General features: G+C 50.0%; 22 protein-coding genes. 7 read left to right on the top strand and 15 right to left on the bottom strand.

Going from position 1 to position 23878, the window contains the following annotated elements; genetic code table 11:
• Positions 1-81 precede the first annotated feature (81 nt).
• The 9 genes from infB to BED41_RS06280 all read right to left on the bottom strand — a co-directional run bounded on the left by infB (position 82) and on the right by BED41_RS06280 (position 8666).
• The gene (gene infB, locus BED41_RS06320; protein WP_066744163.1) at positions 82-2133 is read right to left on the bottom strand and encodes a translation initiation factor IF-2; all 2052 of its coding nucleotides are present in this window, start codon (positions 2131-2133) and stop codon (positions 82-84) included.
• Positions 2126-2467, bottom strand: coding sequence for a L7Ae/L30e/S12e/Gadd45 family ribosomal protein (locus BED41_RS06315; protein WP_066744162.1), 342 nt, complete (start codon positions 2465-2467; stop codon positions 2126-2128). Before BED41_RS06315 ends, infB begins: the two co-directional genes overlap by 8 nt.
• Before the next feature lies 1 nt (position 2468).
• Positions 2469-2765 (bottom strand): RNase P modulator RnpM, encoded by a 297-nt coding sequence (rnpM, locus tag BED41_RS06310; protein ID WP_066744161.1) that lies wholly within the window; start codon positions 2763-2765, stop codon positions 2469-2471.
• A 9-nt stretch (positions 2766-2774) separates the two neighbouring features.
• Complete coding sequence (nusA, locus tag BED41_RS06305; protein WP_066744160.1) at positions 2775-3884, bottom strand: transcription termination factor NusA; 1110 nt, start codon at positions 3882-3884, stop codon at positions 2775-2777.
• Positions 3885-3916: 32 nt separating this feature from the next.
• Positions 3917-4420, bottom strand: a complete 504-nt coding sequence (gene rimP / locus BED41_RS06300; RefSeq protein ID WP_168160240.1) for a ribosome maturation factor RimP — start codon at positions 4418-4420, stop codon at positions 3917-3919.
• Between the two features lie 188 nt (positions 4421-4608).
• Positions 4609-5832, bottom strand: a complete 1224-nt coding sequence (locus BED41_RS06295) for an NAD(P)/FAD-dependent oxidoreductase (protein ID WP_066744159.1) — start codon at positions 5830-5832, stop codon at positions 4609-4611.
• Positions 5833-6285 (bottom strand): 4Fe-4S dicluster domain-containing protein, encoded by a 453-nt coding sequence (locus tag BED41_RS06290; RefSeq protein WP_066744157.1) that lies wholly within the window; start codon positions 6283-6285, stop codon positions 5833-5835. It lies immediately after the preceding gene.
• A gap of 21 nt (positions 6286-6306) precedes the next feature.
• Positions 6307-8190, bottom strand: coding sequence for an anaerobic carbon-monoxide dehydrogenase catalytic subunit (gene cooS, locus BED41_RS06285; RefSeq protein WP_066744155.1), 1884 nt, complete (start codon positions 8188-8190; stop codon positions 6307-6309).
• A gap of 77 nt (positions 8191-8267) precedes the next feature.
• Entirely contained in the window at positions 8268-8666 is a 399-nt protein-coding gene (locus BED41_RS06280) for an RrF2 family transcriptional regulator (protein WP_066744152.1), read from the bottom strand.
• 300 nt (positions 8667-8966) lie between these two features.
• On the opposite strand from BED41_RS06280, the gene BED41_RS06275 reads away from it, so the two are divergent.
• The gene (locus tag BED41_RS06275) at positions 8967-10319 is read left to right on the top strand and encodes a porin family protein (RefSeq protein ID WP_066744151.1); all 1353 of its coding nucleotides are present in this window, start codon (positions 8967-8969) and stop codon (positions 10317-10319) included.
• 129 nt (positions 10320-10448) lie between these two features.
• Complete coding sequence (locus BED41_RS06270; protein ID WP_066744150.1) at positions 10449-11210, top strand: hypothetical protein; 762 nt, start codon at positions 10449-10451, stop codon at positions 11208-11210.
• A 91-nt stretch (positions 11211-11301) separates the two neighbouring features.
• Here BED41_RS06270 and BED41_RS06265 read toward each other — a convergent pair whose 3' ends face one another.
• Together BED41_RS06265 and BED41_RS06260 are read right to left on the bottom strand one after the other, a co-directional pair.
• Complete coding sequence (locus BED41_RS06265; RefSeq protein ID WP_066744149.1) at positions 11302-12051, bottom strand: hypothetical protein; 750 nt, start codon at positions 12049-12051, stop codon at positions 11302-11304.
• Between the two features lie 133 nt (positions 12052-12184).
• Positions 12185-13420: a porin family protein gene (locus BED41_RS06260; protein WP_066744148.1), complete on the bottom strand. Its 1236-nt coding sequence runs from the start codon at positions 13418-13420 to the stop codon at positions 12185-12187.
• A gap of 268 nt (positions 13421-13688) precedes the next feature.
• Here BED41_RS06260 and BED41_RS06255 point away from each other — a divergent pair, with 268 nt between their 5' ends.
• On the top strand, positions 13689-14855 hold the full coding sequence (locus tag BED41_RS06255) for a Fic family protein (RefSeq protein ID WP_066744146.1): 1167 nt from the start codon (positions 13689-13691) through the stop codon (positions 14853-14855).
• A gap of 104 nt (positions 14856-14959) precedes the next feature.
• On the opposite strand, the gene BED41_RS06250 is transcribed toward BED41_RS06255, so the two are convergent.
• Together BED41_RS06250 and BED41_RS06245 are read right to left on the bottom strand one after the other, a co-directional pair.
• The gene (locus tag BED41_RS06250; protein WP_066744144.1) at positions 14960-15721 is read right to left on the bottom strand and encodes a hypothetical protein; all 762 of its coding nucleotides are present in this window, start codon (positions 15719-15721) and stop codon (positions 14960-14962) included.
• Positions 15722-15868: 147 nt separating this feature from the next.
• Positions 15869-17419: an S-layer homology domain-containing protein gene (locus BED41_RS06245; RefSeq protein WP_066744142.1), complete on the bottom strand. Its 1551-nt coding sequence runs from the start codon at positions 17417-17419 to the stop codon at positions 15869-15871.
• 428 nt (positions 17420-17847) lie between these two features.
• On the opposite strand from BED41_RS06245, the gene BED41_RS06240 reads away from it, so the two are divergent.
• The 3 genes from BED41_RS06240 (at position 17848) to BED41_RS06230 (ending at position 21383) form a co-directional block, all read left to right on the top strand.
• On the top strand, positions 17848-19008 hold the full coding sequence (locus BED41_RS06240; RefSeq protein WP_066744140.1) for a site-specific integrase: 1161 nt from the start codon (positions 17848-17850) through the stop codon (positions 19006-19008).
• A gap of 107 nt (positions 19009-19115) precedes the next feature.
• Complete coding sequence (locus BED41_RS06235; protein WP_066744138.1) at positions 19116-20474, top strand: TonB-dependent receptor; 1359 nt, start codon at positions 19116-19118, stop codon at positions 20472-20474.
• A 147-nt stretch (positions 20475-20621) separates the two neighbouring features.
• Positions 20622-21383, top strand: coding sequence for a hypothetical protein (locus BED41_RS06230; RefSeq protein WP_084002287.1), 762 nt, complete (start codon positions 20622-20624; stop codon positions 21381-21383).
• Between the two features lie 89 nt (positions 21384-21472).
• Here the strand turns inward: BED41_RS06230 and BED41_RS06225 are convergent, their stop codons facing one another.
• Positions 21473-22231, bottom strand: a complete 759-nt coding sequence (locus BED41_RS06225) for a hypothetical protein (RefSeq protein ID WP_066744136.1) — start codon at positions 22229-22231, stop codon at positions 21473-21475.
• Positions 22232-22372: 141 nt separating this feature from the next.
• A complete protein-coding gene (locus BED41_RS16780) occupies positions 22373-22864 on the bottom strand; it encodes a hypothetical protein (RefSeq protein ID WP_229712409.1) in 492 nt (163 codons plus the stop codon).
• A 684-nt stretch (positions 22865-23548) separates the two neighbouring features.
• Between BED41_RS16780 and BED41_RS16775 the strand changes: the two genes are divergently transcribed.
• A complete protein-coding gene (locus BED41_RS16775) occupies positions 23549-23818 on the top strand; it encodes a hypothetical protein (RefSeq protein ID WP_229712408.1) in 270 nt (89 codons plus the stop codon).
• Positions 23819-23878 lie beyond the last annotated feature (60 nt).

Raw genomic sequence — 23878 nt, 5'->3', positions numbered from 1 at the left:
ATAATGCCGAACCGCGAAGGCGGCGGAATAAATCCGCCGCCGCGGCGCTTCGCATGGACGGGGCGGCAGGCTTAATCTAATCTACTCCAGAGTCTTTTTCTCTTTAAGTATCTCGTAGGCCTCGATTACGTCGCCGACCTTAAAGTCCTGGAACTTTTCAAAGCTGAGGCCGCATTCGTTGCCCGCCTTGATCTCGCGCACGTCGTCCTTGAAGTGCTTGAGGCTCGACAGCTCGCCGTTCCAGAAGACGACGCCGTCACGGATGAGGCGCACCTTCGCGCTTCTGCGCATAAGTCCCTCGGTTATACGGCATCCCGCGATGTTGCCGACCTTCGGCACGCGGAATATTTCGCGTATCTCCGCCAGGCCGAGAGTGTGCTCGCGCAGTTCGGGAGCCAGCATACCCTCCATAGCGGCCTTTACGTCGTCCAGCATGTCGTAGATGACCTGGTAAAGGCGTATCTGGACGCCCTCGTTCTCGGCGATCTTCTTCGCGTTGCTGTCCGGGCGGACGTTAAAGCCGATGATGATGGCGTTGGAGGCGGAGGCGAGCATGACGTCCGATTCGGAGATGCGGCCGACGCCCTCGTGCACGATGTTCACGGAGACCGCGTTCGTACTCATCTTCATCAGCGAAGAATGGAAGGCCTCCAGCGAGCCCTGCACATCCGTCTTGAGGACGATACGCAGCTGCGGGATCTCTTCCGTCTGCATCTTCTCATAGAGCTCTTCGAGCGTCAGGCGCTTCGCCTTGCTCTGGTCCGTCTCGCGGCGCTCAAATTCGCTCTGCGAGATGAGGTCGCGCGCCTCTCGCTCCGTGGAGAGCGTGGTGAACTTCTCTCCCGGCTGCGGTACGTTTTCCAGTCCAAGGATCTCGACCGGCATACTGGGACCGGCTGAGTTCACGTTGTTGCCCTTATCGTCGATCATCGCGCGGATCTTGCCCCACGCCGTGCCGGTGTGGATGATGTCGCCGCGGTGCAGCGTACCCTCCTGGACGATGACGGTAGCGACCGGCCCCTTGCCCTTATCAAGGTTCGCCTCGATGACGGTGCCGGTCGGAGCGGCCTTCGGGTCGGCCTTGAGCTCCTGCATTTCAGCGACGATGAGCAGCATCTCAAGAAGGTCGTCAACGTGGAGCCCCTGCTTGGCGGCCACATCCACCATGATGGTATCGCCGCCCCACTCTTCGGGGACCAGTCCGTAGTCCGATAGCTGCTGGCGGACCCTCTCGGGTTTCGCCTCCGGTTTGTCCATCTTGTTTACGGCGACGACGATGGGAACGCCAGCCGCCTTCGCGTGGTTGAGCGCCTCGATCGTCTGCGGCTTGATACCGTCGTCGGCGGCGACTACAAGGATCGCGATATCCGTGACCTGTGCGCCGCGCGCGCGCATCGAGGTGAACGCCTCGTGGCCAGGAGTATCGAGGAAGACAAGCGTGTTGCCGTTATATTCGACGCGGGAGGCTCCGATGTGCTGCGTGATGCCGCCGGCCTCTTTTTCGGTAACATGGGTCTTTCTGATGTTGTCAAGCAGCGTCGTCTTCCCGTGGTCGACGTGTCCCATGACGGTGATGATTGGCGGGCGCGTCTCCGCCTCTCCGGCGCCGCTGTGTTTCTTCTTTGATTTTTCTTTGCCCTTCGCCTTTTTAGCGGCGGGCTGGGGACGCTGCGGCTGCGCCTGCTGCTCTTTTACCGCAGGCGCGGCGGGCGCCGCCTCGGGTTCCGCCGTCTTTTCGGGTTCTTTGCCAAAGACAAAATTCTTCTTATAGCTCTTGCCCAGTATCTGGAGCACCTTTTCGTCGGCCCGTGTCGTCGCGGGTACCATAAGCCCCTCGGCCATCAGGGCTTTGACCGCGCTGCCGGCCTTTTCGCCGATCAGCGCCGCAATATCGGAGACGGAGGCTCCCTCGGGAACATTTACCGTCGGGTAGGTCGATATCTCCTCTATTGCCTGCTGCGCGGCGGCCTCTTTCGCCTCTTTAAGGGACTCCTCCACCATCGGGATAAGTCCTTCGTCTATCGAACTCATATGCGATTTAATACTGACTCCGAGTTTTGTCAGTATCTCCACCATCTCCGTATTGCTTTTTTCCAGCATCTTCGCAAGATCATATACTCTGATTTTACTCATCCGCATCACTCCTGTCTTCATTCAATAATGAAACTATTTTTTCGGCAAAACCGCTTCCCTCCGGAAGCGCCGCGGCCTGCGCGGCGTTTATCCCGAGATGTCTTCCAAGAAGCTCCCTGCCGGTATCTTTTAATATGAATATATTCAATTCGCCGCGCTCTTCCGCCGAATGCAGCTTGCGAAGCACGTTTTCGGAGCAGTCCTCCGTCACGAATACCACAAGCCGCTTCCCGCCGCGCAGCGCCTCAAATATCTTATCCTGGCCGATCAGCAGCTCCTGAGCCCGCCGCGCGAGGCTGAGCATGCTGAGCGCCCTCTCTGTCGGAGCGCCCATCCTAACCAGCCTCTTCATCGCCGCATTTTTCCAGCAGCTCGGCGTAAAGGGGCTCGGGAACCTCGGCCTTCAGCGCCCGCGAAAAGGATTTTTTCTTCTTCGCGGACTCTACGCAGGAACGCCGGGCGCAGACATACGCACCGCGGCCGTTGGCCTTTCCCGTTGGATCATAGCGCACCTCGCCATCAGGCGTCCTGATAACGCGCAGCAGGATACGCTTCGGGGACTCCTCCCCGCAGCCGACGCAGGTCCGCGGCCTCTGTTTTTTCAGCACCGGCTGAGAACTCTGCTTATCCATAGGACGCTCCTATTTATTATCCTCGTCGATTATCTCGGAGAGATCCATGAAGAGGTCCTTCATCGTCGGCAGTTTTTCCTCTTCCTTGACCTTGATGTCGATCTTCCAACCGGTCAGGCGCGCCGCGAGACGCACATTCTGCCCTGCCTTGCCAATGGCGAGCGAGAGCTGATCGGAGCGGACATAGGCGATGACCGAACGGTCCTGATCAAGAAGCGGCTCGATCCGCACGACCTTCGCTGGAGAGAGCGCGTTCACGATATATTTCAGCGGATCGTTGTTAAATACAATGATGTCGATCCTCTCGCCGTTAAGCTCGCTGCTTATCGACTTAATGCGGCCACCCTGCTTGCCGACGCAGGCGCCGAGCGGCTCAACATTGACGTCGAGGCTCGCCACGGCGATCTTCGCGCGGGTGCCGGCCTCGCGGACTATGTTGCGGATCTCGACGACGCCGTCCTGTATCTCGGGCACCTCGAGCTCCAGCAGACGGCGCAGGAGTCCGGGATGGGTACGCGAGACGATGATACGCGGGCCGCGCGTCGTCTGGCGCACGTCGAGAAGATAAAACTTCATGCGGCTGCCGGGAATATACTTCTCACCGAGGATACGCTCCTCTTTCGGCATGATCGCCTCCGTCTTGTCGTTGAGGCGGACGAGTATCTGGTCGCCCTCAGCCTTGAATATCGAACCGGTGACGATGTTTCCGATCTTGTCGGAGAACTGTTCGTACACCACCTGACGCTCGGCGTCCTTGAGCTTCTGGATGATGACCTGCCGCGCCGTCTGCGCCGCAATGCGCCCGAAATCCTCCGGCAGCACCTCTGTACGGATGATGTCGCCGACCTCGAGCTCCTTGTATCCGCGGCGTTCCGCCTCTTCAAGGGTCATCTCCGCGTCGGGATTGACCACCTCTTCCACGATCTCGTAAACCTCATAAAGAGAGAACTCACCGTTTTCGACATCTATGTAGACTTCGGTGTGCTGATTTCCGCCCTTGAACTTCTTATAGGCCGAGACCATCGCCGCCTCGAGGCTGGAGACGATCGTCTCCTCCGAGAGCCCCTTCTCCTCCTCTATCTGCCGGAGAACCTTTTTAAAATCTTTTCCAAGCTGCATTTTTCCAATTCGACTCCCTTCGTGGTAACGGTTTATTTTTTCTTTTTCGGTATCTTTTTAAAGGTTTTTTTCTGGCCCGTCTGCGGTATATATATGAGATGAGCCCGTTTTATATCGTCGAGAGAGACGCGCCGCTCTCCCTCGGAGGTCATGATGACCGCCTCGTCATCCGGCGTCGTTCCTGAAAGTGTTCCTTTCAGCGTGCGGCCGCCCTTCTTCAGGTATATTTGAGCCTCTTTACCTTCAAAGCGCCGGTAATCCTCAATAACGAAAAGCGGGCGTTCCAGGCCGGGAGAGCTGATCTCCAGAAAATACCTCTCCGGCAGGTCGTCCTCTATCGTGTCGAGGTATTCGCTGACCTCCCGCGAGACCCGCTCGCAGTCCTCTATATCTATGCCGCCAGGCATTTCCAGGTACAGCCTGAGGATATCCATGCCTGCCTCCGAGACGATCTCGAAGCCGGCGCACTCATATCCAAGCGATTCGGCGCGCTGGTAGAGGGCGCCGTGTATTTCGCTGTATTTTTCCCGGTTCAAAAAGAACACCTCCCGTAACAAAAGAAGAGTGGGCACACCCCACTCTTCCAGTCATTTCTCCTGAATTAGCTCTTAAATTGTAGCACTTTTTCAAAAAAAAGCAAACATCAATAGCATTTAACCGGTGCAGGCGCATGAGAACAGCCCCTGCGCCCGCCCCGCCGGAGGACGTTCGTAACTGCGGCACGTTAAACCCAGCAGTACTCTCCGTCCGACTCGTCGTAGTGCCAGAAGTCCGCGTAGCTCAGGCGGTGCAGAGGCTTGTCTGAATCCTTCACCTTAACGCCGCGTTTGACGAGCTCCTGCCAGAACCCCGTGTTTGAAATATCGCCCTGCATCGTAAGGTGGACAAGCCTGCCGCCGCGTATGACCGCCTTTGTATACCCGCGGCGCCATTCGCTGACCAGCACCTCGTCGCCGGCCTCCGACGCGTTGGGCCCCAGCGAGAGCGTCGTTAGGCCAAAGAAATTCATCGTGTTCTTCATCGCGTAGCGGTCGGCATATTTCACCGCCTCGCCGCAGATATTGCGTGCCGCCGTCTCCCCCTGCAGAGCGGCGTTGGGCCAGATGCCCGAGAGCCCGGCGACGTCTCCCGCGGCCCAGATGTTGGCGACGTTCGTGCGCATATAGTCGTCGACCTTCACGCAGCGGTCTGTTACGACGCCGCTGCCCTCAAGAAATTCGATGTTTGGACGCACCCCCGCGGTAACAATCACAAAGTCGGCGGGCAGCCGTTCGCCGCTCTCAAGCAGCACCGCGCGCATCCGGCCCCCATCATCCACCTCGGAGCCGGCGGCCTTTTTCGCGAGGAAGAACTCACAGCCGACCTCCTCAAAGAGCCGCTGATAGGGAGCGGCGGCCACGGCGTCTAGCTGAAGCGGGCAGATGCGGTCCTCCATCTCGACGACCCGGCACTTGATACCAAGTTCGCAGAGGGCGTAGGCGGCGTCAAGCCCGACGAGGCCGGATCCGACGATGACGCATTCCTTCGCGCCGCGCGCGGCGGCCTTTATCTTCTGCGCGTCCGAGAGGTCGCGCAGACCGTAGACGTTCTTCGCCTCCCGAAAGCCGGGGATCGGCGGGATGAAGAAACGCGCCCCCGTGGTTATCAGCAGAGCGTCATAGGGCAGTTTACCCGATTTCCTGCCGACGGCGCAGTTCTCCGCCGGAAGGACGGACGTTATCTCCTCCTCCGCAATGAAGCGGATATTGTTCTTCTCAAAAAAATCCGCGCCCGCAAAATTTATCTCCTCCGCGCTCTTTCGTCCGCCAAGAAAATGGTGCAGCATACAGCGCGAGTGAACGGCGGCGTCCTTCGCCACTACCGTGATTTCGTCGTCCGGGCGCAGTTCGCGGATCTTTCTCGCCGCGGAGATACCGGCAGCTGAAGCTCCGATGATAAGATGTCTCATCTACTCCACCTCCTTAAGATAGATGGCCTCTTTAGGACAGGCACGCACGCAGCTCGGCCCCTCTTCCTTACCGGCGCAGAAATCGCACTTTATTACAACGCTGCGCGTCGCGGTATCGGGCTTCGGCACGCCATAAGGGCAGTTCATGACGCACATATAGCAGGCTCCGCACTTTGTCTCGTCGTACTCGACAAGCCCCGTCTCAGGATTCTTACGCATCGCGCCGCTCATGCAGCTCACGACACACATCGGCTCATCGCAGTGGCGGCAGAAGAGCGGGCGGTAATGTTTCCCACCGTCCTGCAGAATAAAATTGCGGCTCTCATTCTCAGGGTCGTTCAAATCAAGGGAATAGATGTTATCTATCCCGTCCCTGCGGTGGGCATTCATACACGCAAGAGAACAGTTCATGCACCCGTCGCACTTATCGGCGTCAATAAAGATACGTTTCATAGCCGCACGCTCCTTTCCATCTCAGATCCCCAGCGCGGCCCGCTTCTCGAGTATGATTCCCTCAAGCTTGTCCGCCGCCGACACTGCGTCGGGATCGATGATAACCTGCCCTCCCGTAAGAGATTTCATCTGCTCTGTAAGCACATCCACCACCACCTTGCTGCCGGTGATGAAGGGCGCCTCGCCAAGATGGAGCGGCAGTCCGAGCGCAAGCCCGAAGGCTCCGTCGGCAAGAGCCTGCTCCTCCAGCCACTGCGGCGCGGAGAGGACGAGCGGCATCTGCGGCAGGTCGATGCCTATCGCCGCCGCAAGCTCCGTCGCCACGATCTCAAGCCGCCCGATCGCGAGGCAGGGACCAAAGTTTAACACCGGCGGAATGCCAAGCTTTTTACATATCGCCTTAAGCTTCGGCCCCGCAAGCTCGGCGGCGGCCGGCGACATCAGCCCGCAGTTCTCAAGACCGCCCGACGAACAGCCCGCGGAGAGCACGATTATGTCTCGCTTGATAAGCTCCTTCGTCAATTCGACCGTCAGCACGTCATGACCGCCGAAGGTGAGATTTGAGCAGCCAACGACGCCGGCGACACCTTTGATCTCGCCGGAGACGATAAGGTCTATGAGCGGCTTCCAGTTACCGCCGAGAAAATCCTTGAGAGAGACCTCCGAAACGCCCGTCAGCGTATCTTGGTTGCCGTGCTCCGGCAGAAGGTTCAGAGCGACCTCTCCGCGGCGCGCCCGGTACGAGGCGATGACGGCGTCGATTATGCGGCCGCTGTCGCACTCGCGGCTTTCAAAGATAAAAGGCATATACTCGGCGTTTGACTTCTTCGCCACATCGTCGAGACATATCTGTTTTATATTGAGCGCCTCGCAGATCGGCTCGATACCGGGCAGCGTGCAGTTGAACTCCGAGAGCACCGCGTCGATCGCGCCGGTAGCGAGCACCGCCTCCGAGGTATAGTTATTGCCGGCGTGCCCGACAAATACCTCCTCGTAATGCGCGCCGCGCAGCTGCAGATCCTGCCCCACGCAGGTACAGCCTACAAGACGGAACCCCTTAGCTCCCGCAGCGACGGCCTTCGCCGTGACGTCAGGATCGGTGAGGCGGTCCTGGAGATAGGAAAAACAGGAATGTTGGTGGCCGGTGATCATAATATTGATATAGTCGGGGTCAATCACGCCAAGGCCGACCGGCGCCAGGCGTATCTCCGGCTCTCCGAGCATCACGTCGTTCAAAAGATTCGTGAGCGTCAGACCGTAAAGCCCTGTGGAAATCCCCAGCTTAAGACATGTAAGCAGCATATCGACAGGATCGGAATTGAGATTAGTCGAACACTTCACAACGCCCTTGACGATCTCCGCGTTCGCACCGCCGGGAAGGATGCCCAGCTTCTCCCAGTTGGCATAGCGCGGCTCGTAAGCCAGCTTCTTCACCAGCGCCATCTTTTCATACTCCGGCTTATAAAGGTCGGCGAGCACCATCTCGGCAACGGCAAGCGCCTTGCCGTACTTATCGGCCGCCGTGACGCCGAATAACCCGCAGAGCCGCTCAAGCGTCTTCTCTCCCTTGATCAGCCCTTTGGCCAGCGCGGTATTCTTAAGATTAAGCGCCGTGTTCTCGACGATATGGATATAACAGCCCGAGCCGGAGGCGACGGCGCGCAAAAAATTGCGTGAAACGATGACGTCCGCCGTCGCGCCGCAGATGCCCTTCGGCGCCTTGGGCGTCACGCGGCAGGGACCGTTGGAGCAAAGGCGGCAGCACACCCCCTGCAAACCAAAGCCGCACTTCACCGACTGCCCCTCGACACGGTGGTGCGACGTCTCAAGCGGCAGAGAACGAATAAATAACTCAAGCGGCTTATCCGCGCTCTTACAGGTATTACATCCAAAACACTGATTCATAAGAATTCCTCCCTCACCTTACCGGTGTATTTAGATAATTTTTATCCACTTTACACACAAAAAAATTAGACTCTGTTTTACAGCATATTTCCGATATAGTTACGCTTCAGCAGCTCCTCGATCTCTCCCTGGACCCCTTCAAGGCTGCTGTGAAAACGGCACATGCCGCAGTGTGAACGCCGCCAAGGACATTCATACTCGGAATCCATGCAGGCATTGACAAAAATATCCTCGTTGATACAGCGCATAAGATCATATAATGAAAGCTCGTTAAGATCTGCCTTCAGACGGCAGCCGCCCTCCTGTCCGCGAAATATTTCTACATAACCGCAGGAGGCAAGCTTCTTTAAAATCTTATAGGCAAACTGCACGGGAACAAGCTCCGAATCGCAAACCTGGCGCACCGTCAGACGCTCACCGCACGATAAGGCCCGCAGAATACGGACCGCGTAATCAGTCTCCCGCGTCATGATCATCGAAACTCCCCCCTCTTTCTTCTATGTCTTCTATATATAATGTATTGTGCATAGCATAACATAGTGGATAAAATTTATCAAGTTTATCCAACATATATATTGCCTCTTTTAAGAACTGCGTATTTGAGTAACCACTGTATAACAGCACGAAGTAATTAGTATACATTTACATATGTAATTAACATTTTTAATACTATTAGTTAGTTATTTTGATTACCAAAAGGCTCTACTTCACATGAAATAAAAACAAAAATATCTTATTTAGCATTCAAAGGTGCACAGCCCGCGACCCGTTATGAGATGGCGTCGGTAGTAGCGCGCGCCCTCGTAGCGGTAGACGCTGAAAAGGCCAGCAAGCAGGATCTCGAACTCCTCAAGAAGCTCGTCATGGAATTCAAAGACGAACTCGATGCCCTCGGCGTGAAGGTCGACAAACTTGACAAGAGAGTAGCAGTCCTTGAAGATGGTATCGGCGGATGGAAAATTCGTGGTAATTTCCGCTTTGATGCTAAGTTTGCCAACGATACCGACAATGGTATGTACTACTTCAACGAGAGCAACAAAAAGAATGACTTTGAAAAAGAGCGTTTCCGTCTGTTCCTCACAAAGCAGATCAGTGAGAATACCTACTTCTACGCTCAGTACCGTACAGGCGCTGACGGGGCAGGTAATTCTGCTAATGGTGGGCGTGGCGATACGCAGCATATGCGCTGGTCACATATGTTCGTGAACACAAAGCTTCCCTATGACATCGACTTCCGCGTTGGACGTTTCGCAGTTGACTTTGAAGGCGATTATGGACTCTACATTGACAACGATGCCATCTTTGGTGACTTCCGTACGGACGGCTTCCAGGCTAGCAAAAAGTGGAATACTTTTAAAGCTACGGCTGCCATTGGACGTAACGACAACTTCGGCGATGATTATATTGTCCTTTCTGATGGTAAAAACGGAAGCTTCATGAGCTATATCCTCGATCTCAACTGGCAGCCTAACGAGAAGTTTATGCTTGGCGCGAGCGGTTATTGGTTCGACGACGACTCGACAGCGGATACCGCTGGTGACCTCGGAATCCAGAACTACGGCATCTACGCTGGTTATAAGTTCACCCCCACAGTCGAACTGAAGGGGATTTACTACTTCCAGAAGCTCGGCTCTGATGTTCCCACATATACTGGTTTAACTGCCGGTATGACAGAGGATAGCCCGAAGGCATGGAAAGCCATCCTCGACATCAAACAGGATCTCCTCAAGTTCACAGGACTCTGGATCGAATACTCACAGCAGGATAATACGTATCTCGGTCTGACAAATCGCTATTCAATCGGCGGCGGTGCGTATGACTATGTTGGAAGAAACATGGACTTCTCAAATCCTTTCGGAACTTCCAAGTGGTGGTTTGTGAAGGCCGACCAGAAATGGAACGACAAGTGGAGCAGCTTTGTCCGCTTTGCGAATGTTGACTACGACACAGACTGGCTCGACGACGCTACGGAGTGGGGTCTTGGTGTTGGCTATCAGTACACACCGGCTCTCTACTTTGAACTTGCCTACGATCAGGTTGATCACGGCGATAATTCCTTCCTTAGCGGAACAACAGCCGCACAGGGTAAAGATCACGTTATCCGCTTCCGTACCAACGTCAGCTTCTAAGCTAGCAGCTTAACTCAAAACAGAGACCCGAAAGGGTCTCTGTTTTTCTAAGAATGCTTTTACATATCGGCTTCTTCATCTTTTATTTATTACTTCTTTATAAAAAATCTCTCAAATGGAGGCATTTAATTGAAAAAACTCACGACACTGCTGATAATCCTTGGTTTGCTTTTTGGTAACTTAAGTACCTTGACAGCTCCCTCTTTTGCCGATACTTTTGACCAGGTACTTCAACGCTGGACAAAATCTCGTAAGATAGTAGACGAGGATGGCGCTAATCTTGAGGTCAGAGCTACGTATTATTCTGCAGAGTTCATAGAGGCTCTTGTTCAGAAAGAGGCTAAAGACAACCTGTGGACTCAGCAGGAGGCGGATGATTACAAGTATAAGTTTCTCTCTAGCCTTAAACTGGACGAACTTATCCCTATACAGATAGAGTTTATAAACAACGGACCAACGATGTTCCTTGGCCCCTTCGACATAATGGTAAAGCTGCGGATTGCTGGCAAGACCTATAAACCGGTAGATTATGACCGTCGCTTCAACTTTAAGTTCCAGGGGAAGAAAGAGGGGCTGGTATTTTTCCCAAGGTTTGATGAAAAAACGGGAAAAGATTTATTAAAGGGTGTTAAAAATGTGAGCATAGAATTTGTACCGGCTATAAGCCCCATACTCGAAGGCCGGAATATCAGCTTCATCTGGGATATTGCTAGGGACGATCCGCAGGCTTTGTACAAAGGCGCAGCCGCCAATAAGCTTGAGACAGACCGTCTGCTGAAGCGCCTTGAGAAGCTGCGCAAGGACAAGGCAGAAGAAGAGGCCAAGTTAAAGGCCATCAATGATGAGATCTCAACTATCCAAAACCGTTTGGATGAGTTAGCAAGACAATAAAGACAAGTAACGTATACGTTATACTGAAATTAGACCATAAAAACAGTCCCGGCGAATTTATGCGCCGGGACTGTTTTATTATGTATTTATCTTATTGTTTAGCAAGTTCATCCAAACGTGCTTGGATTGTGGCAATTTCGCTGTTGATAGATGCCAGCTTAGATTCTTCATCAGCTTTATCTTTACGAAGGCGCTCAAGGCGTTTGATCAGGCGGTCAGTCTCCATGCGAGCTGCTGTAGAGCCCTGATACAACTTGTCTGGATCGTCTTTTGCTATATCCCAGATATAAAAGGGGGCCTTGCCATCCAATATTGGGCTTATCGCCGGCTTGAATTCCAGGCGAACGGACTTTACACCTTCAAGTAAATCCTTGCCTGTCTTGACATCATACCTGGGAAAAAAGACAAGACCGTCCTTCTGTCCCTGAAAACCAAAGTTGAAGCGCTTGTCATATTCGATCGGTTTATATGTTTTGTTCTTTATCCTGAGACTGACCATATTATCAAATGGGCCAAGATGCATAGTCGGACCGTTATTTACAAACTCGATATAGATGGGGATAGTCTCGTTAAGATTCAGTGCCGTGAGGAACTTGTATTTAAAGTCCTCTGTCTCTGATTCCGTCCAAAGATTCTTTTTCGCCTCTGACTGAATATAGGCCTCCATATATTCGGCGGAATAGTAAATAGCTTTGACCGCCAGATTGCCGTCCATATCACTCTGGAATAGCTGCTTTTTCGTCCATCTCTGCATCACCTGGTCAAAAGCATCGGCGTTTGCTGTAAGCGGCATAGCCATAAGCAGCAAGAGGGAGGCTACAAGTAAAGATATTTTCTTCATGTATGAGAAGCTCCTTTCATATTTTACTATTTTTATGAAGACATACGGAAATTGAATCTGAATGATATAAAGTTAATAAAGACGTAAAAAACAGAGCCCCTTTCGGGGCTCCGTTTTGTGTTAAACGAGTTGATTAGAAGTTGACTGTTGTGCGGAAACGGAAGATATTGTCTTTGCCGTTGTATTCCTGGAAGGCGCCATCGCCGTAGTCAACGCTGTCGTATTCAAGCTTGAACTGAATGGCGGGTGTGTACTGATATCTTACGCCAACGGTCCAGTTCTTCGTGTCGTCGATGCCGTTTGTATCCCAGTCAGCCTGCCAATAACGCAGATAGGTACTGAACTTGTCGTTCCACTGCTGGTCAGCGATGATGTTGAATATCTTCGCGGTACCGGTATTGAACGGCTGGTTGTTCATTTCGTTGGCACCAAGATACTGATAGGAATTTGTTCCAAAGAACGTATTGTCCTGCTGTGCGTATTCAATCCAGAGTGAGGTGAACTTGAGGAGATCCTGTTTCACATCGAGAATGGCTTTCCATGACTTAGGATCATCGCCATCAAAGCTGAAACCAGGATCGAGATCCTGGAAGTAGTAAACACCCTTCAGCTGGACTGCCGGTGTAAAGTTATAGCCAGCATAAATACCATAGGTATTGACGTCAACAAGTGCGTTGAGATTGTCAGCATTCCACCAATAGCCCATAGCACCAAGCATCCATTTCTCGCCGTTTGCACCAATCTTAAGAGCATAAGTCATATGGGTATTGTCATCGCCTTCTGTAACGATGTCATCATTATACTCGATACCAGCATTACGACCGACGATACCTGTCACATTAAACATACCCCATGTCTTAGCAAACTGGAAGCCATCGACATCCCAGTCGCCAAAGGTGGCGTCGTTGTTGACAGTGTAAGGATCATACAGGCCAAGATCGCCTTCCCAGTCAAAGTTGAAACGTCCAAAACGGAAATTGACATCATAGGGAAGTTTTGTATCGACATAAGCACGATCCCATGTGAAGCTCCCGTCAGCTGCGTTTATACGAACTAACAGCGACGTATTTTCATCGATCTGTTTGCCAAGGAAGAAACGCAGACGGCCAAACTTAAAGCTTCTGTCATCATCGGGAGCGCTGTCATAATCAGTGAAGTTCGCATCGAAGTATATCTGTCCGCTGAGCTTCCAACCGCCAAGATTCTTCTCAAGCACGGCAACGCGCTTGTCGATTTTGTCGACCTTCACGCCGAGGGCGTCGAGTTCGTCTTTGAATTCCATGACGAGCTTCTTGAGGAGTTCGAGGTCCTGCTTGCTGGCCTTTTCAGCGTCTACCGCTACGAGGGCGCGCGCTACTACCGAGGCCATTTCATAACGGGTCGCGGGCTGTGCACCTTTGAATGCTAAATGATTATTAAAACTATTCTTATTGTATAAAAAATTATCTTATAGATTTCTTTTTTGCTAATCTATTGTATGTATTTTATACATTTTAATCTCTACTAAAATATATTTTTTATGATTTATTACACAGAGCGAATATTCAAATCGTCACTTTTCCATCATTGTAAAATAAACAGGTTACGTTATACTGATATATATTGATACTAATTACTATCATAAAAGAGGTGTTCTTATGGATGTTCTGTTGTTTACGAAGATGTTATCCGACAAACAAATAAATGATCTTAAACGCATGCAATATAAATATTCTGTATCTGATGTATCCGAGTTTATTGCTTTGCTCAAGAGCACTATGTACAAATGTCTTCCTCTGCGTGATTTTTCAGGGAAGGCTTTGGTCTATCTCGACAACATTACAAGAGTCAACTTGAGCTCCGTCAAATTGTTGCTTTCCCCCCAGATCAACGAAAATTCTTTTAGCGTTAAGGCTATGGAAGATGAAATACATTCAACTCTTACTATTGAAAATATTGCTTCATCACGCGATAGCATCCGGAGAATCCTCGGCGGCTATGCCCCGTTGAATGAAAATGAAAACAGTATCTATGGTATTAAGCGTGGCTTGGAATTCATCGCTGACTTGGACCATAAAATCACAGAGGCAAATCTTCATAAACTATACCAGACCTCGGTGGGGGAATATCTCGACGAAAACGACAAATTACTGCCAACGCACACCTATCGGCATGATGATGTTTTCATAGTCGGAAATAAGGTGGAGCAACAGGGGCTTCATCATTCGAAGCTGCCGGAGTATATGGGAGAGCTGATAGAATTTATCAATCAGAAGGATGATATACATGATCTTGTTAAGGCTGCTGTTATTCATTTTTATATAGCATACTTGCATCCTTTCTTTGACGGTAACGGAAGGACAGCCAGATTGGTGCATCTGTGGTATTTAGTCCAGCAGGGATATTCCTCCGCGTTGTATGTTCCATTTTCCAGCTATATCAATGACAGCCGTAAAGATTATTACAAGGCTTATTCACTCATAGAACAGAACGCAAATATTAGCGGTATGATAGATATCACGCCGTTTCTCTCTTATTTCATTGAAAATATCTACAATAAGCTGAGCTTGGAAAGGTCGCAATCTGATACTCTTCAGATATACAAAAACCTATTATCCGAAGGCAGGATAACAGAAAAAGAACGTGACCTATGGAATTTTGTTTTATCTGTGTACGGAGTCAATGAGTTCTCAACAAAGCAGTTGGAAAGAGATTTTAGGAATGCCGCCTATGCCACTGTTCGCAGCTTCGTTTTAAAATTTGAGACTCTAGGACTGCTATTTGGGCAAAAATATGCTAATAAAGTAAAATACAGGGTTAGGTAAAGTTATGGAGTTAACCGCAACAGAATAAATAAAAAGGTGCAGCGAAAATAGCAAATTATTTTCACTGCACCTTTTTATTTTAACGGTAACGAAAAATCTTAGACTTATTGCTTAGCAAGTTCATCCAAACGGTTTTGGATAGTTGATATCTCATCATTGATGGCCTTTAACTTGGCCTCTTCTTCGGCCTTGTCCTTGCGCAGTTTCTCTAAACGTTTCAGCAGACGGTCAGTCTCTACACGTGCGGCGGTCTTTCCCTGGTAGAGTTTTTGCGGGTCGTCGTTGGATACATCCCAGAGAAATTTTATAGGCTGTCCCTTTGTAATTGTTGGTGCGATGGCACTGCGGAGTTCCAGGGTAACGGTCTTTACCCCTTCTAGGAGATCTTTACCTGTCTTTTCATCATAGCGTGGGAAGTATACGAGCCCCTCTTTCTTGCCCTGAAACTTAAAATTCAGCCGTTTATCATAGTCCACCGGTTTGTAGGCTTTATTTTTTATCGTTAATTTAGCCATTATATCGAATGGTCCCATGTACATTGTTTCTGCGTTGTTGTTGAATTCTATCTGAATGGGGATCATTTCATCCAGCTTGAGAGCGCTGAGAAACTTGTATTTATAGTCGTCAGCCTCCTGTTGTGTCCACAGGTTCGCCTCAGCCTCTTTCTGAATATATGCCTCGATAAACTCCGCAGAGTAATAGGTTGCTTTTATCTCCAGATTGCTGAGTTTATCTTCTCCAATATATTTACGTGACTTTGTCCACCGGTCGAGTACCTGTCCAAAGGTATCTGCGTTGGCAAAAGAGATTGCTATTAGACTCAAAAGCGTCGCCATAAGCAAAATCGGTACTAATTTTTTTCTCAAAAGAGTTTTCCTCCAGTCTGATTTGTTTTGCTTTATAAAGCCGGATGAAATAGATTAGAAACTAGAACATGAAGTTCTTAACAAAACAGAGGCCCGAAGGCCTCTGTTTTGTGTTGTTGAATGTTTTGTTGTTCAGACAGTTAACAATTAGAAATTGATCGCTGTACGGAACTGGAACACGTGATCCTTGCCGTTGTATTCCTGAGCGATACCATCGCCGTAGTCAACCTGGTCATAGGCGAGACGGAAAGCAACTGCCGGAGTGTACTGATAAGTTACGCCAACTCCATAGCCTTTCGCATCGTCAAGACCTTCGGTGTCGAAATCAGCCTGCTGATAACGGAGGTAGCTGCTCCACTTGTCGTTCCATTTCTGGTCGGCATAGATGAAGAAGAGTTTCGAAGTACCGTCATTCCAAGGCATGTTCTGTGAGATTGACGCCGCGTTCGCTGAATCAACGCCGAAGCTGTAAGGATCTCTTACACCATTGAAGGTATTATCCTGCTGCTGGTATTCAAAGCGAAGTCCGGTGAACTTAAGGGCTTCCTGACGGACGTCAAGTGTAGCTCTCCACGCCTTCGGGCTGTCTTCATAGCCAGCCGCTATACCCTCGTCAAGATCCTGGAAGTAATAGGTTCCCTGAAGGGCAATCGCCGGTGTGAAGTTGTAGGAGGCATAGATGCTGTAGGTGTTGAAGTCAGTATCTTCGAGCTCCGCTATATCACCGTCTTCTTTGACCCAGACTCCGTTGGCGCCGATGAAGAACTTCTCATTGGGCTGCCATGTGAGGTCGAGGGCATAGTGCATATAGCTCGTGTCTCCGAGATTTCCAGTGCTCAGATCGATAGCGCCATCCTTATCAATGACATAACCAGGGCCTTTGTATGCGCCACTGAATGTGTTACGACCGACAACAGCCTTCGCTGAGAACGTACCCCAGCTCTTTGTGAACTGGAAACCGTCTACACGATAGTCGCCGAAGATCGCATCGTTGTCTACATAGAGACCATGGTCGCCTTCAAAGTCGAGGAAGAAACGTCCTACACGGTAGCCAACGCCATAGGGAAGCACTGTGTCGACATAGACCTGACGGATATTGAATCCATCAACGTCACCGTAACCGCTCTTGCCGCCCGAAGCTTCGGAACCGGCGCGGAACTGGGCGTAGAAGCTCGTCGTTTCGCTGATCTGCTTTGTAAGCGTCAGACGGAAACGGTCTTTCTCAAAGTCTGTGTCGAGTCCGTTTGATGTGTAGGAGCTGAAATCCTGATCTCCACCGGCGAAGTTGGCGTCAAACCAGAACTGTCCGGAGAGTTTCCATCCGCCGAGACGATCTTCAAGAACGGCAACGCGCTTGTCGATTTTGTCGACCTTCACGCCGAGGGCGTCGAGTTCGTCTTTGAATTCCATGACGAGCTTCTTGAGGAGTTCGAGGTCCTGCTTGCTGGCCTTTTCAGCGTCTACCGCTACGAGGGCACGCGCTACTACCGAGGCCATTTCATAACGGGTCGCGGGCTGTGCACCTTTGAATGCGCCATCAGGATATCCTGATACGATTCCGCGGGAAGCGAGGAGACCTACTGCATCATAGGCCCAATGGCCCTGGGGTACATCCATGAACGGGTTTGTTGCTGCGAGTGCCGGAGCGGCGAACGCTACTACGGCAACCATTGCGAGTACTGCCATAAACTTTTTCATTACTTGTACAACCCCCTTGGTTGTTTTTTAGTTTTTTTATTACGCAGAAGCTCTGCTTCAAGGGTTGCCAGCATTCATACTCAAGTCTCCAATGTTTCCTTGCTCTACGTTTGCCGTCAACCTTTTCAAGTTTTACCTCTGCCTTAAAAATCTGCTCTCCTTTATTGGCTGGGGGTTGGTTTTCACCTCTCTTTCTTGCCGTCCAGGGTCGTCGCAGAATTCCAAGCTACTTGGGGTCCAAATTGTCAAGTTGCAAATTGCCAGCGAACATTTTTTCCTAATCGCTTGTAAGCATTATACATATATTTTTTTATAGCTGTATGGGTCTGTGGTCTCATGTTGATGTAATGGGGCTATTTAATATTCAAATTTTGTTATATTTTCTTATCTCGTTACACAAGTTTTATACAAAATGGGGGATTGTAAAAATGGCATTGATTTATCTCACGCAACCTATCTGTGACAAGGCACTCCCCACGGACAAGCGCTATGACCTGCGCGACACGTTTGTTCGCGGCCTTTTTCTTCGCGTGGAGGTTTCCGGCAGGAAGACGTGGTACTTAAGCTACCGAACGCCACCGCCCGAGAAGAAACTGAAGAACAAAAAGATAATCTCCGCATCCCTTGTAAATCTCGCCGCCGCGCGTAAGATCGCCAAAGAGTATCTGGCGAAATTGTATCTGGAGGGGGTAGATCCGGCTACGCTTATGAATCCGGAGAAACATACCAGCACAGGCGTGACGCTGCGCGAGTTGATCGACGAATACGAACCTTGGGTCAATTCGCATCAGAAGAGCGGCACGGTGACTCTGCGGGCCTTAAGGCTTTTTAAAGAGTTTCTCGACGTGCCGGTGTCGTCTCTCTCCACGGAAGCTATCGAGCGATGGCAGATGGATAACATCGGCCAGATAAAAAGGGCCACGATCAACCGCCGTATCGCGGCGCTGCAGGCTGTGACGTCTTGGGGAGTCAAGCATGGTTTACTCGACGAGATCCCCTTTAAGGCTCCCAAGCTGCCGCAGACGGATTCCAGGGTGGTCGCCCGTTTTTTGACGAAAGAGGAGCGCGCGCGTCTGATGTCGGCGCTTGACGAAAGGGAGAAGCTGCAGGGAGCGGATTATCTGAAGCCGGCCGTAATTTTAAGTTTGAACACCGGCATCAGGAAGGGGACGCTGTTGGGGCTCAAGTGGGAGGATGTGGATTTTAAGCTGCGCAGCCTCAATCTCCGCGCGGAGATCATGAAGGGTGGAAAGGACGCGGTCATCCCTCTCAACAAGATCGCTTATAAGACGCTGGTGAATTGGCAGAAGTTCACCGGTGCGGATACCGGCTTTATTTTTTCCGCGGCGGACGGAGGACGCCGAAATGACATAACGCGCCCCTTCATGAGGGTGTTGGAAAAGGCAGGGGTAAAAAATTTTACGTGGCATTGCCTGAGACATGATTTCGCGAGCCAGCTCGCGATCGAAGGCGTTACGCTTCACATAATCCAAAAGCTATTGTGCCATGGTTCGATCGCAATGACGCAGAGGTACGCCCACCTTTCTCACAACTCTCTGGAGGAAGCGGTCAATATGCTCCGCCATTAATCACTAATTACCCATTTGTTACACATTTAAAAAAACTTTGAAACAACACTGATTATTGCACGCGGAGCTGTGCATTCAAAGGTGCACAGACCGCGACCCGTTATGAGATGGCCTCGGTAGTAGCGCGCGCCCTCGTAGCGGTAGACGCTGAAAAGGCCAGCAAGCAGGACCTCGAACTCCTCAAGAAGCTCGTCATGGAATTCAAAGACGAACTCGACGCCCTCGGCGTGAAGGTCGACAAAATCGACAAGCGCGTTGCCGTTCTTGAAGAGAACCTCGGCGGATGGAAACTCTCCGGACAGTTCTGGTTTGACGCCAACTTCGCCGGTGGGGATCAGGCTCACAGCTCCTACACAGAAGGTAATAACGACACAGATTTCCAGAAAGACCGAATTCGTCTTACCCTTCAGAAGCAGATCAGCGATACTACCAGCTTTTACGCCCAGTTCCGCGCTGGTTCTGAATCCTCAGGTGGAAGACCTGGACATGGTGACGCTGGTTGGCTAAATCTTCGCCAGGTATATGTTGACACTGAACTTCCCTATGGTGTGGGCTACCGCGTAGGACGTTTCTTCCTTGACTTTGAAGGCGACCACGGTCTCTATGTTGACAACGATGCGATCTTCGGAGACTACCGTGTAGACGGTTTCCAGTTCACGAAGAATTGGGGCTCTTTTGCTGCGAAGGCAGTTATAGGACGTAATACCGATTACAGCAATCCTGTGGAAAATGGTGATGAGTTTTTAGCTGACATCACTGATTCTTACATGAACTATGCTCTTGACCTTACCTGGCAGCCAAACGAGAAGTTCTTTGCCGGAGTTAACGGTGTATGGATGCAGGAAGATGGCGATGAAGCATGGTCGGATGCAGATCTTGACATCAACACTTACAGTGTTTATGCCTCTTACAGCTTCACACCAGCAATCACTCTCCAGGGAACATATTACTTCCAGGATCTTGGTTCTGATGTAGTCCGTTATGGATATCTTGATCGCCAAACTACAGGTAATGTAACGGAGGATAGCCCGCAGGCATGGAGAGCAACACTTGACCTTGGTCAGGATCTCCTGAAGTTTACCGGCATTCGCTTTGAGTACATGCAGCAGGACAACACCTTCGCCGGTGTACGCGATCCTTATAGCTTCGGCGTTGATTCTGCTAAGGCAGCGTCGATTTCTGACAATATGCCCTGGAACGACGGCACTTCAAAGCTCTTCTTTATCTATGCCACCCAGAAGTGGAACGATAAGTGGAGCAGCTACCTCCGTTACCAGCAGGCTGACTTTGACACCGACGGTCTTGACGATGCAAAGGGTTACGGCGCTGGTGTAACGTATCAGTACACACCGGCCATTGCTTTCCGCCTTGCCTATGATCAGGTCGACTACGGAAGCGATAACCTTGCTGGATTCAAGAACGACAAAGATCACGTATTCCAGTTCCGTACAGCGATCAATTTCTAATTGTAAAACTGTCTGAACAACAAAACATTCAACAACTAAAACAGAGGCCTTCGGGCCTCTGTTTTGTTAAGAACTTCATGTTCTAGCTTCTAATCTATTCCATCCGGCTTTATAAAGCAAAACAAATCAGACTGGAGGAAAACTCTTTTGAGAAAAAATTTCGTACCGATTTTGCTTATGGCGGCGCTTTTGAGTCTCATAGCAATCTCTTTTGCCAACGCAGATACCTTCGGACAGGTACTCGACCGGTGGACAAAGTCACGTAAATATACTGGCGAAGACAAACTCAGCAATCTGGAGATAAATGCAACCTATTACTCCGCGGAGTTTATTGAGGCATATATTCAGAAAGAGGCTGAGGCGAACCTCTGGACACAGCAGGAGGCGGACGACTATAAATATAAGTTCCTCAGCGCCTTGAAGCTGGACGAGATGATACCGATACAGCTAGAGTTCAACAACAACGCTGAAACGATGCACATGGGGCCGTTTGATATCATGGTCAAATTAATAATAAAAAACAAGAGCTACAAGCCGGTAGATTATGACAAACGCCTCAACTTCAAATTTCAGGGCAAGAAGGAGGGGCTCGTCTACTTTCCACGCTACGATGAAAAGACCGGCAAAGATCTGTTGGAAGGCGTAAAGACCGTTACCCTGGAACTTCGCAGCGCTATCGCACCGACGATCACAAAGGGCCAGCCGACGAAATTTCTCTGGGATGTCTCCAACGACGACCCGCAAAAGCTCTACCAGGGAAAGACCGCGGCCCGTGTCGAGACTGACCGTCTGCTGAAGCGCTTAGAGAAACTGCGCAAGGACAAAGCCGAAGAAGAGGCCAAGTTAAAGGCCATCAACGACGAGATATCAACTATCCAAAACCGTTTGGATGAGCTTGCTGAACAATAGATATAACAAGACACACTATACTAAAATTGGACAATAAAACAGGCCAGGCTGAGTTATCTATCCGCCAGGCCTGTTTTATTGTGTGTTTACTATTGCTTAGCTAGTTCGTCCAAACGTGTTTGAATCGTGGCAATTTCGCTGTTAATAGTAGATAATTTTGTTTCTTCATCTGCTTTGTCCTTGCGTAACTTTTCAAGACGCTTGAGCAGGCGGTCCGTTTCGAGTTTATTTGCCGTCGCACCTTTATATAGTGCCTGCGGATCGTCGCGGGCGATATCCCAGATAAATGTAATGTCTGCACCCTCCAACATTGGGCTTATTGCGGATACAAATTCTAGCCTTACGTTTTTAGCGTCTTTTAACAGCTCTTGTCCAGTTTTTTCGTCATATCTGGGAAAAAATATTAATCCCTCTTTTTTACCCTGAAATTGAAAGTTAAAACGTTTATCGTAATCGACAGGTTTATACGCTTTATTTTTTATTCTGAGCTTTACCATTATATCAAAGGGCCCCATGTGCATTGTTGGGCCGTTATTGATAAACTCCACCTGTATTGGTATCATTTCGTCAAGCCTTAGACTACCAAGAAATTTATATTTATAATCCTCCATTTCCTGCTGAGTCCATAGATTGTCTTTAGCCTCTTTCTGTACGAGAGCTTCTATAAACTCGGAGGAATAGTAAGTGGCTCTAATTTCTAGATTGCCGCCATCTTCGTCTATAACCTTTGTCGATTTTGTCCAGCGCTGAAGTACTTGGGCAAATGTTGCTGCGCAAGAAGCAGGGACAACGCTGGGATAAATCAAGAGCGCTGTGAGAAGAATCAATAGTGATGTGAATTTTTTCAAATTGAATGCCTCCAATTCAGTGATATTCTTTGTAATAAAGACGAGAATAAAATAGAGAAGAATGAATAAAGGATATAAAACTCGCTCGCTTAAAAAATAGAGACCCGTACGGGTCTCTATTTTTGTGTAAATTAACTTAGATTAGAAATTGACTGTTGTACGGAAGCGTACGACGTGGTCTTTGCCTGTAGCTCCATCGAAACCAAGAAGGTTCGTGTCGCCGTGGTCGACCTGGTCGTAAGCGAGTTCAAAGTAAAGAGCCGGTGTGTACTGATATCCAATACCTACACCCCATTCTGTCGCGTCGTCAAGATAATCTGTATCGTAGTCGACATTCGCGAAACGAACAAAGCTACTCCACTTGTCGTTCCATTTCTGGTCGGCCTTCACAAACCACCACTTCGAGGTCCCGTAAGGATTGGCATAGTCCATGTTACGTCCGACATAATCGTAGTTACCGCCGCCGCCACCGATCGAGTAACGGTTTTCGTAACCGAGGAATGTGTTGTCCTGCTGCGAGTATTCGATCCAGAGTCCTGTGAACTTGAGAAGGTCCTGTTTGATGTCGAGGATTGCTTTCCAAGCCTTCGGGCTATCTTCCGTATCCCCAGCCTTTACAGCTCCGTAAGTCATTACATCACTTCCGAGGCTCTGGAAATAATAGATACCCTTTAACTGAATTGACGGTGTGAAGCTGTATCCAGCATAGAGACCATATATATCTATGTCGTAATCCCCATCTATTGACTTTACAACACTCTTGCCTACTACTTTGTTATTTTCTACTACGTTCTCGGTCACATTTCTGGTTGTCGAGTCGGCCTTAAACCAGTAACCTGTCGCACCGGCGAAAAGCTTTTCGTTGGGCTGCCAGTTGAGGTCGAGAGCATAAGTCATATATGTACCCTCGCCACGATTGATGTCCATTCCGTAGTCATTGCCAAAATTATCGTTGCGTCCTACGATTGCTGTCGCCTTAAAAGTGTTCCACTTCTTGGTGAGCCTAAAGCCATCTGTACGGAAGTCGCCAAAGATAGCATCGTTGTCGGTATAGAGTCCGTAGTCACTTTCAAAGTCAACTCCGAAACGTCCAACGCGGAAATCGATGTCATAGGGGAGCTTGGTATTCACATAGAGATGTGACCAACGCATGTGCTGGAGATCTCCACGGCCATCACTATTACCCGCTGAATCGCTGCCCGTGCGATACTGAGCATAGAAATAAGTGTTCTCACTTATCTGCTTTGTGAGGAAGAGACGGAACTGGCTCTTTGTGAATTCGTTATCCGCACCATTAGCCGTGTAGTAATTAGTATCGTGGTCGCCTCCAGCAAATTTAGCGTCGAAGCGGAACGTTCCACGAATTTTCCATCCGCCGATACCGTCTTCAAGGACTGCTACTCTCTTGTCAAGTTTGTCGACCTTCACGCCGAGGGCGTCGAGTTCGTCTTTGAATTCCATGACGAGCTTCTTGAGGAGTTCGAGGTCCTGCTTGCTGGCCTTTTCAGCGTCTACCGCTACGAGGGCGCGCGCTACTACCGAGGCCATCTCATAACGGGTCGCGGGCTGTGCACCTTTGAATGCTAAATATATTTATTTTGTATTTATAAAATTATATAAAAATACATTAAGTAATTAATTTTAATT

It is taken from the genome of Cloacibacillus porcorum, from assembly GCF_001701045.1.
GTDB lineage: Bacteria > Synergistota > Synergistia > Synergistales > Synergistaceae > Cloacibacillus > Cloacibacillus porcorum.
Note: the sequence above shows the minus strand (reverse complement) of the source record. Positions and strands in the feature narration are given on the sequence as shown.

Coding starts and splice junctions, on each gene's coding strand:
- BED41_RS06235 (WP_066744138.1), top strand. CDS start 19,116: ATGGCCTCGGTAGTAGCGCGCGCCCTCGTAGCGGTAGACGCTGAAAAG.
- BED41_RS16780 (WP_229712409.1), bottom strand. CDS start 22,864: ATGACTTACGGAGCTGTAAAGGCTGGGGATACGGAAGATAGCCCGAAG.
- nusA (WP_066744160.1), bottom strand. CDS start 3,884: ATGCAGCTTGGAAAAGATTTTAAAAAGGTTCTCCGGCAGATAGAGGAG.
- BED41_RS06315 (WP_066744162.1), bottom strand. CDS start 2,467: ATGGGCGCTCCGACAGAGAGGGCGCTCAGCATGCTCAGCCTCGCGCGG.
- BED41_RS06295 (WP_066744159.1), bottom strand. CDS start 5,832: ATGAGACATCTTATCATCGGAGCTTCAGCTGCCGGTATCTCCGCGGCG.
- BED41_RS06240 (WP_066744140.1), top strand. CDS start 17,848: ATGGCATTGATTTATCTCACGCAACCTATCTGTGACAAGGCACTCCCC.
- BED41_RS06255 (WP_066744146.1), top strand. CDS start 13,689: ATGGATGTTCTGTTGTTTACGAAGATGTTATCCGACAAACAAATAAAT.
- BED41_RS06280 (WP_066744152.1), bottom strand. CDS start 8,666: ATGATCATGACGCGGGAGACTGATTACGCGGTCCGTATTCTGCGGGCC.
- infB (WP_066744163.1), bottom strand. CDS start 2,133: ATGAGTAAAATCAGAGTATATGATCTTGCGAAGATGCTGGAAAAAAGC.
- rnpM (WP_066744161.1), bottom strand. CDS start 2,765: ATGGATAAGCAGAGTTCTCAGCCGGTGCTGAAAAAACAGAGGCCGCGG.
- cooS (WP_066744155.1), bottom strand. CDS start 8,190: ATGAATCAGTGTTTTGGATGTAATACCTGTAAGAGCGCGGATAAGCCG.
- BED41_RS06290 (WP_066744157.1), bottom strand. CDS start 6,285: ATGAAACGTATCTTTATTGACGCCGATAAGTGCGACGGGTGCATGAAC.
- BED41_RS06265 (WP_066744149.1), bottom strand. CDS start 12,051: ATGAAGAAAATATCTTTACTTGTAGCCTCCCTCTTGCTGCTTATGGCT.
- BED41_RS06245 (WP_066744142.1), bottom strand. CDS start 17,419: ATGAAAAAGTTTATGGCAGTACTCGCAATGGTTGCCGTAGTAGCGTTC.
- BED41_RS06275 (WP_066744151.1), top strand. CDS start 8,967: ATGGCGTCGGTAGTAGCGCGCGCCCTCGTAGCGGTAGACGCTGAAAAG.
- BED41_RS06260 (WP_066744148.1), bottom strand. CDS start 13,420: ATGGCCTCGGTAGTAGCGCGCGCCCTCGTAGCGGTAGACGCTGAAAAG.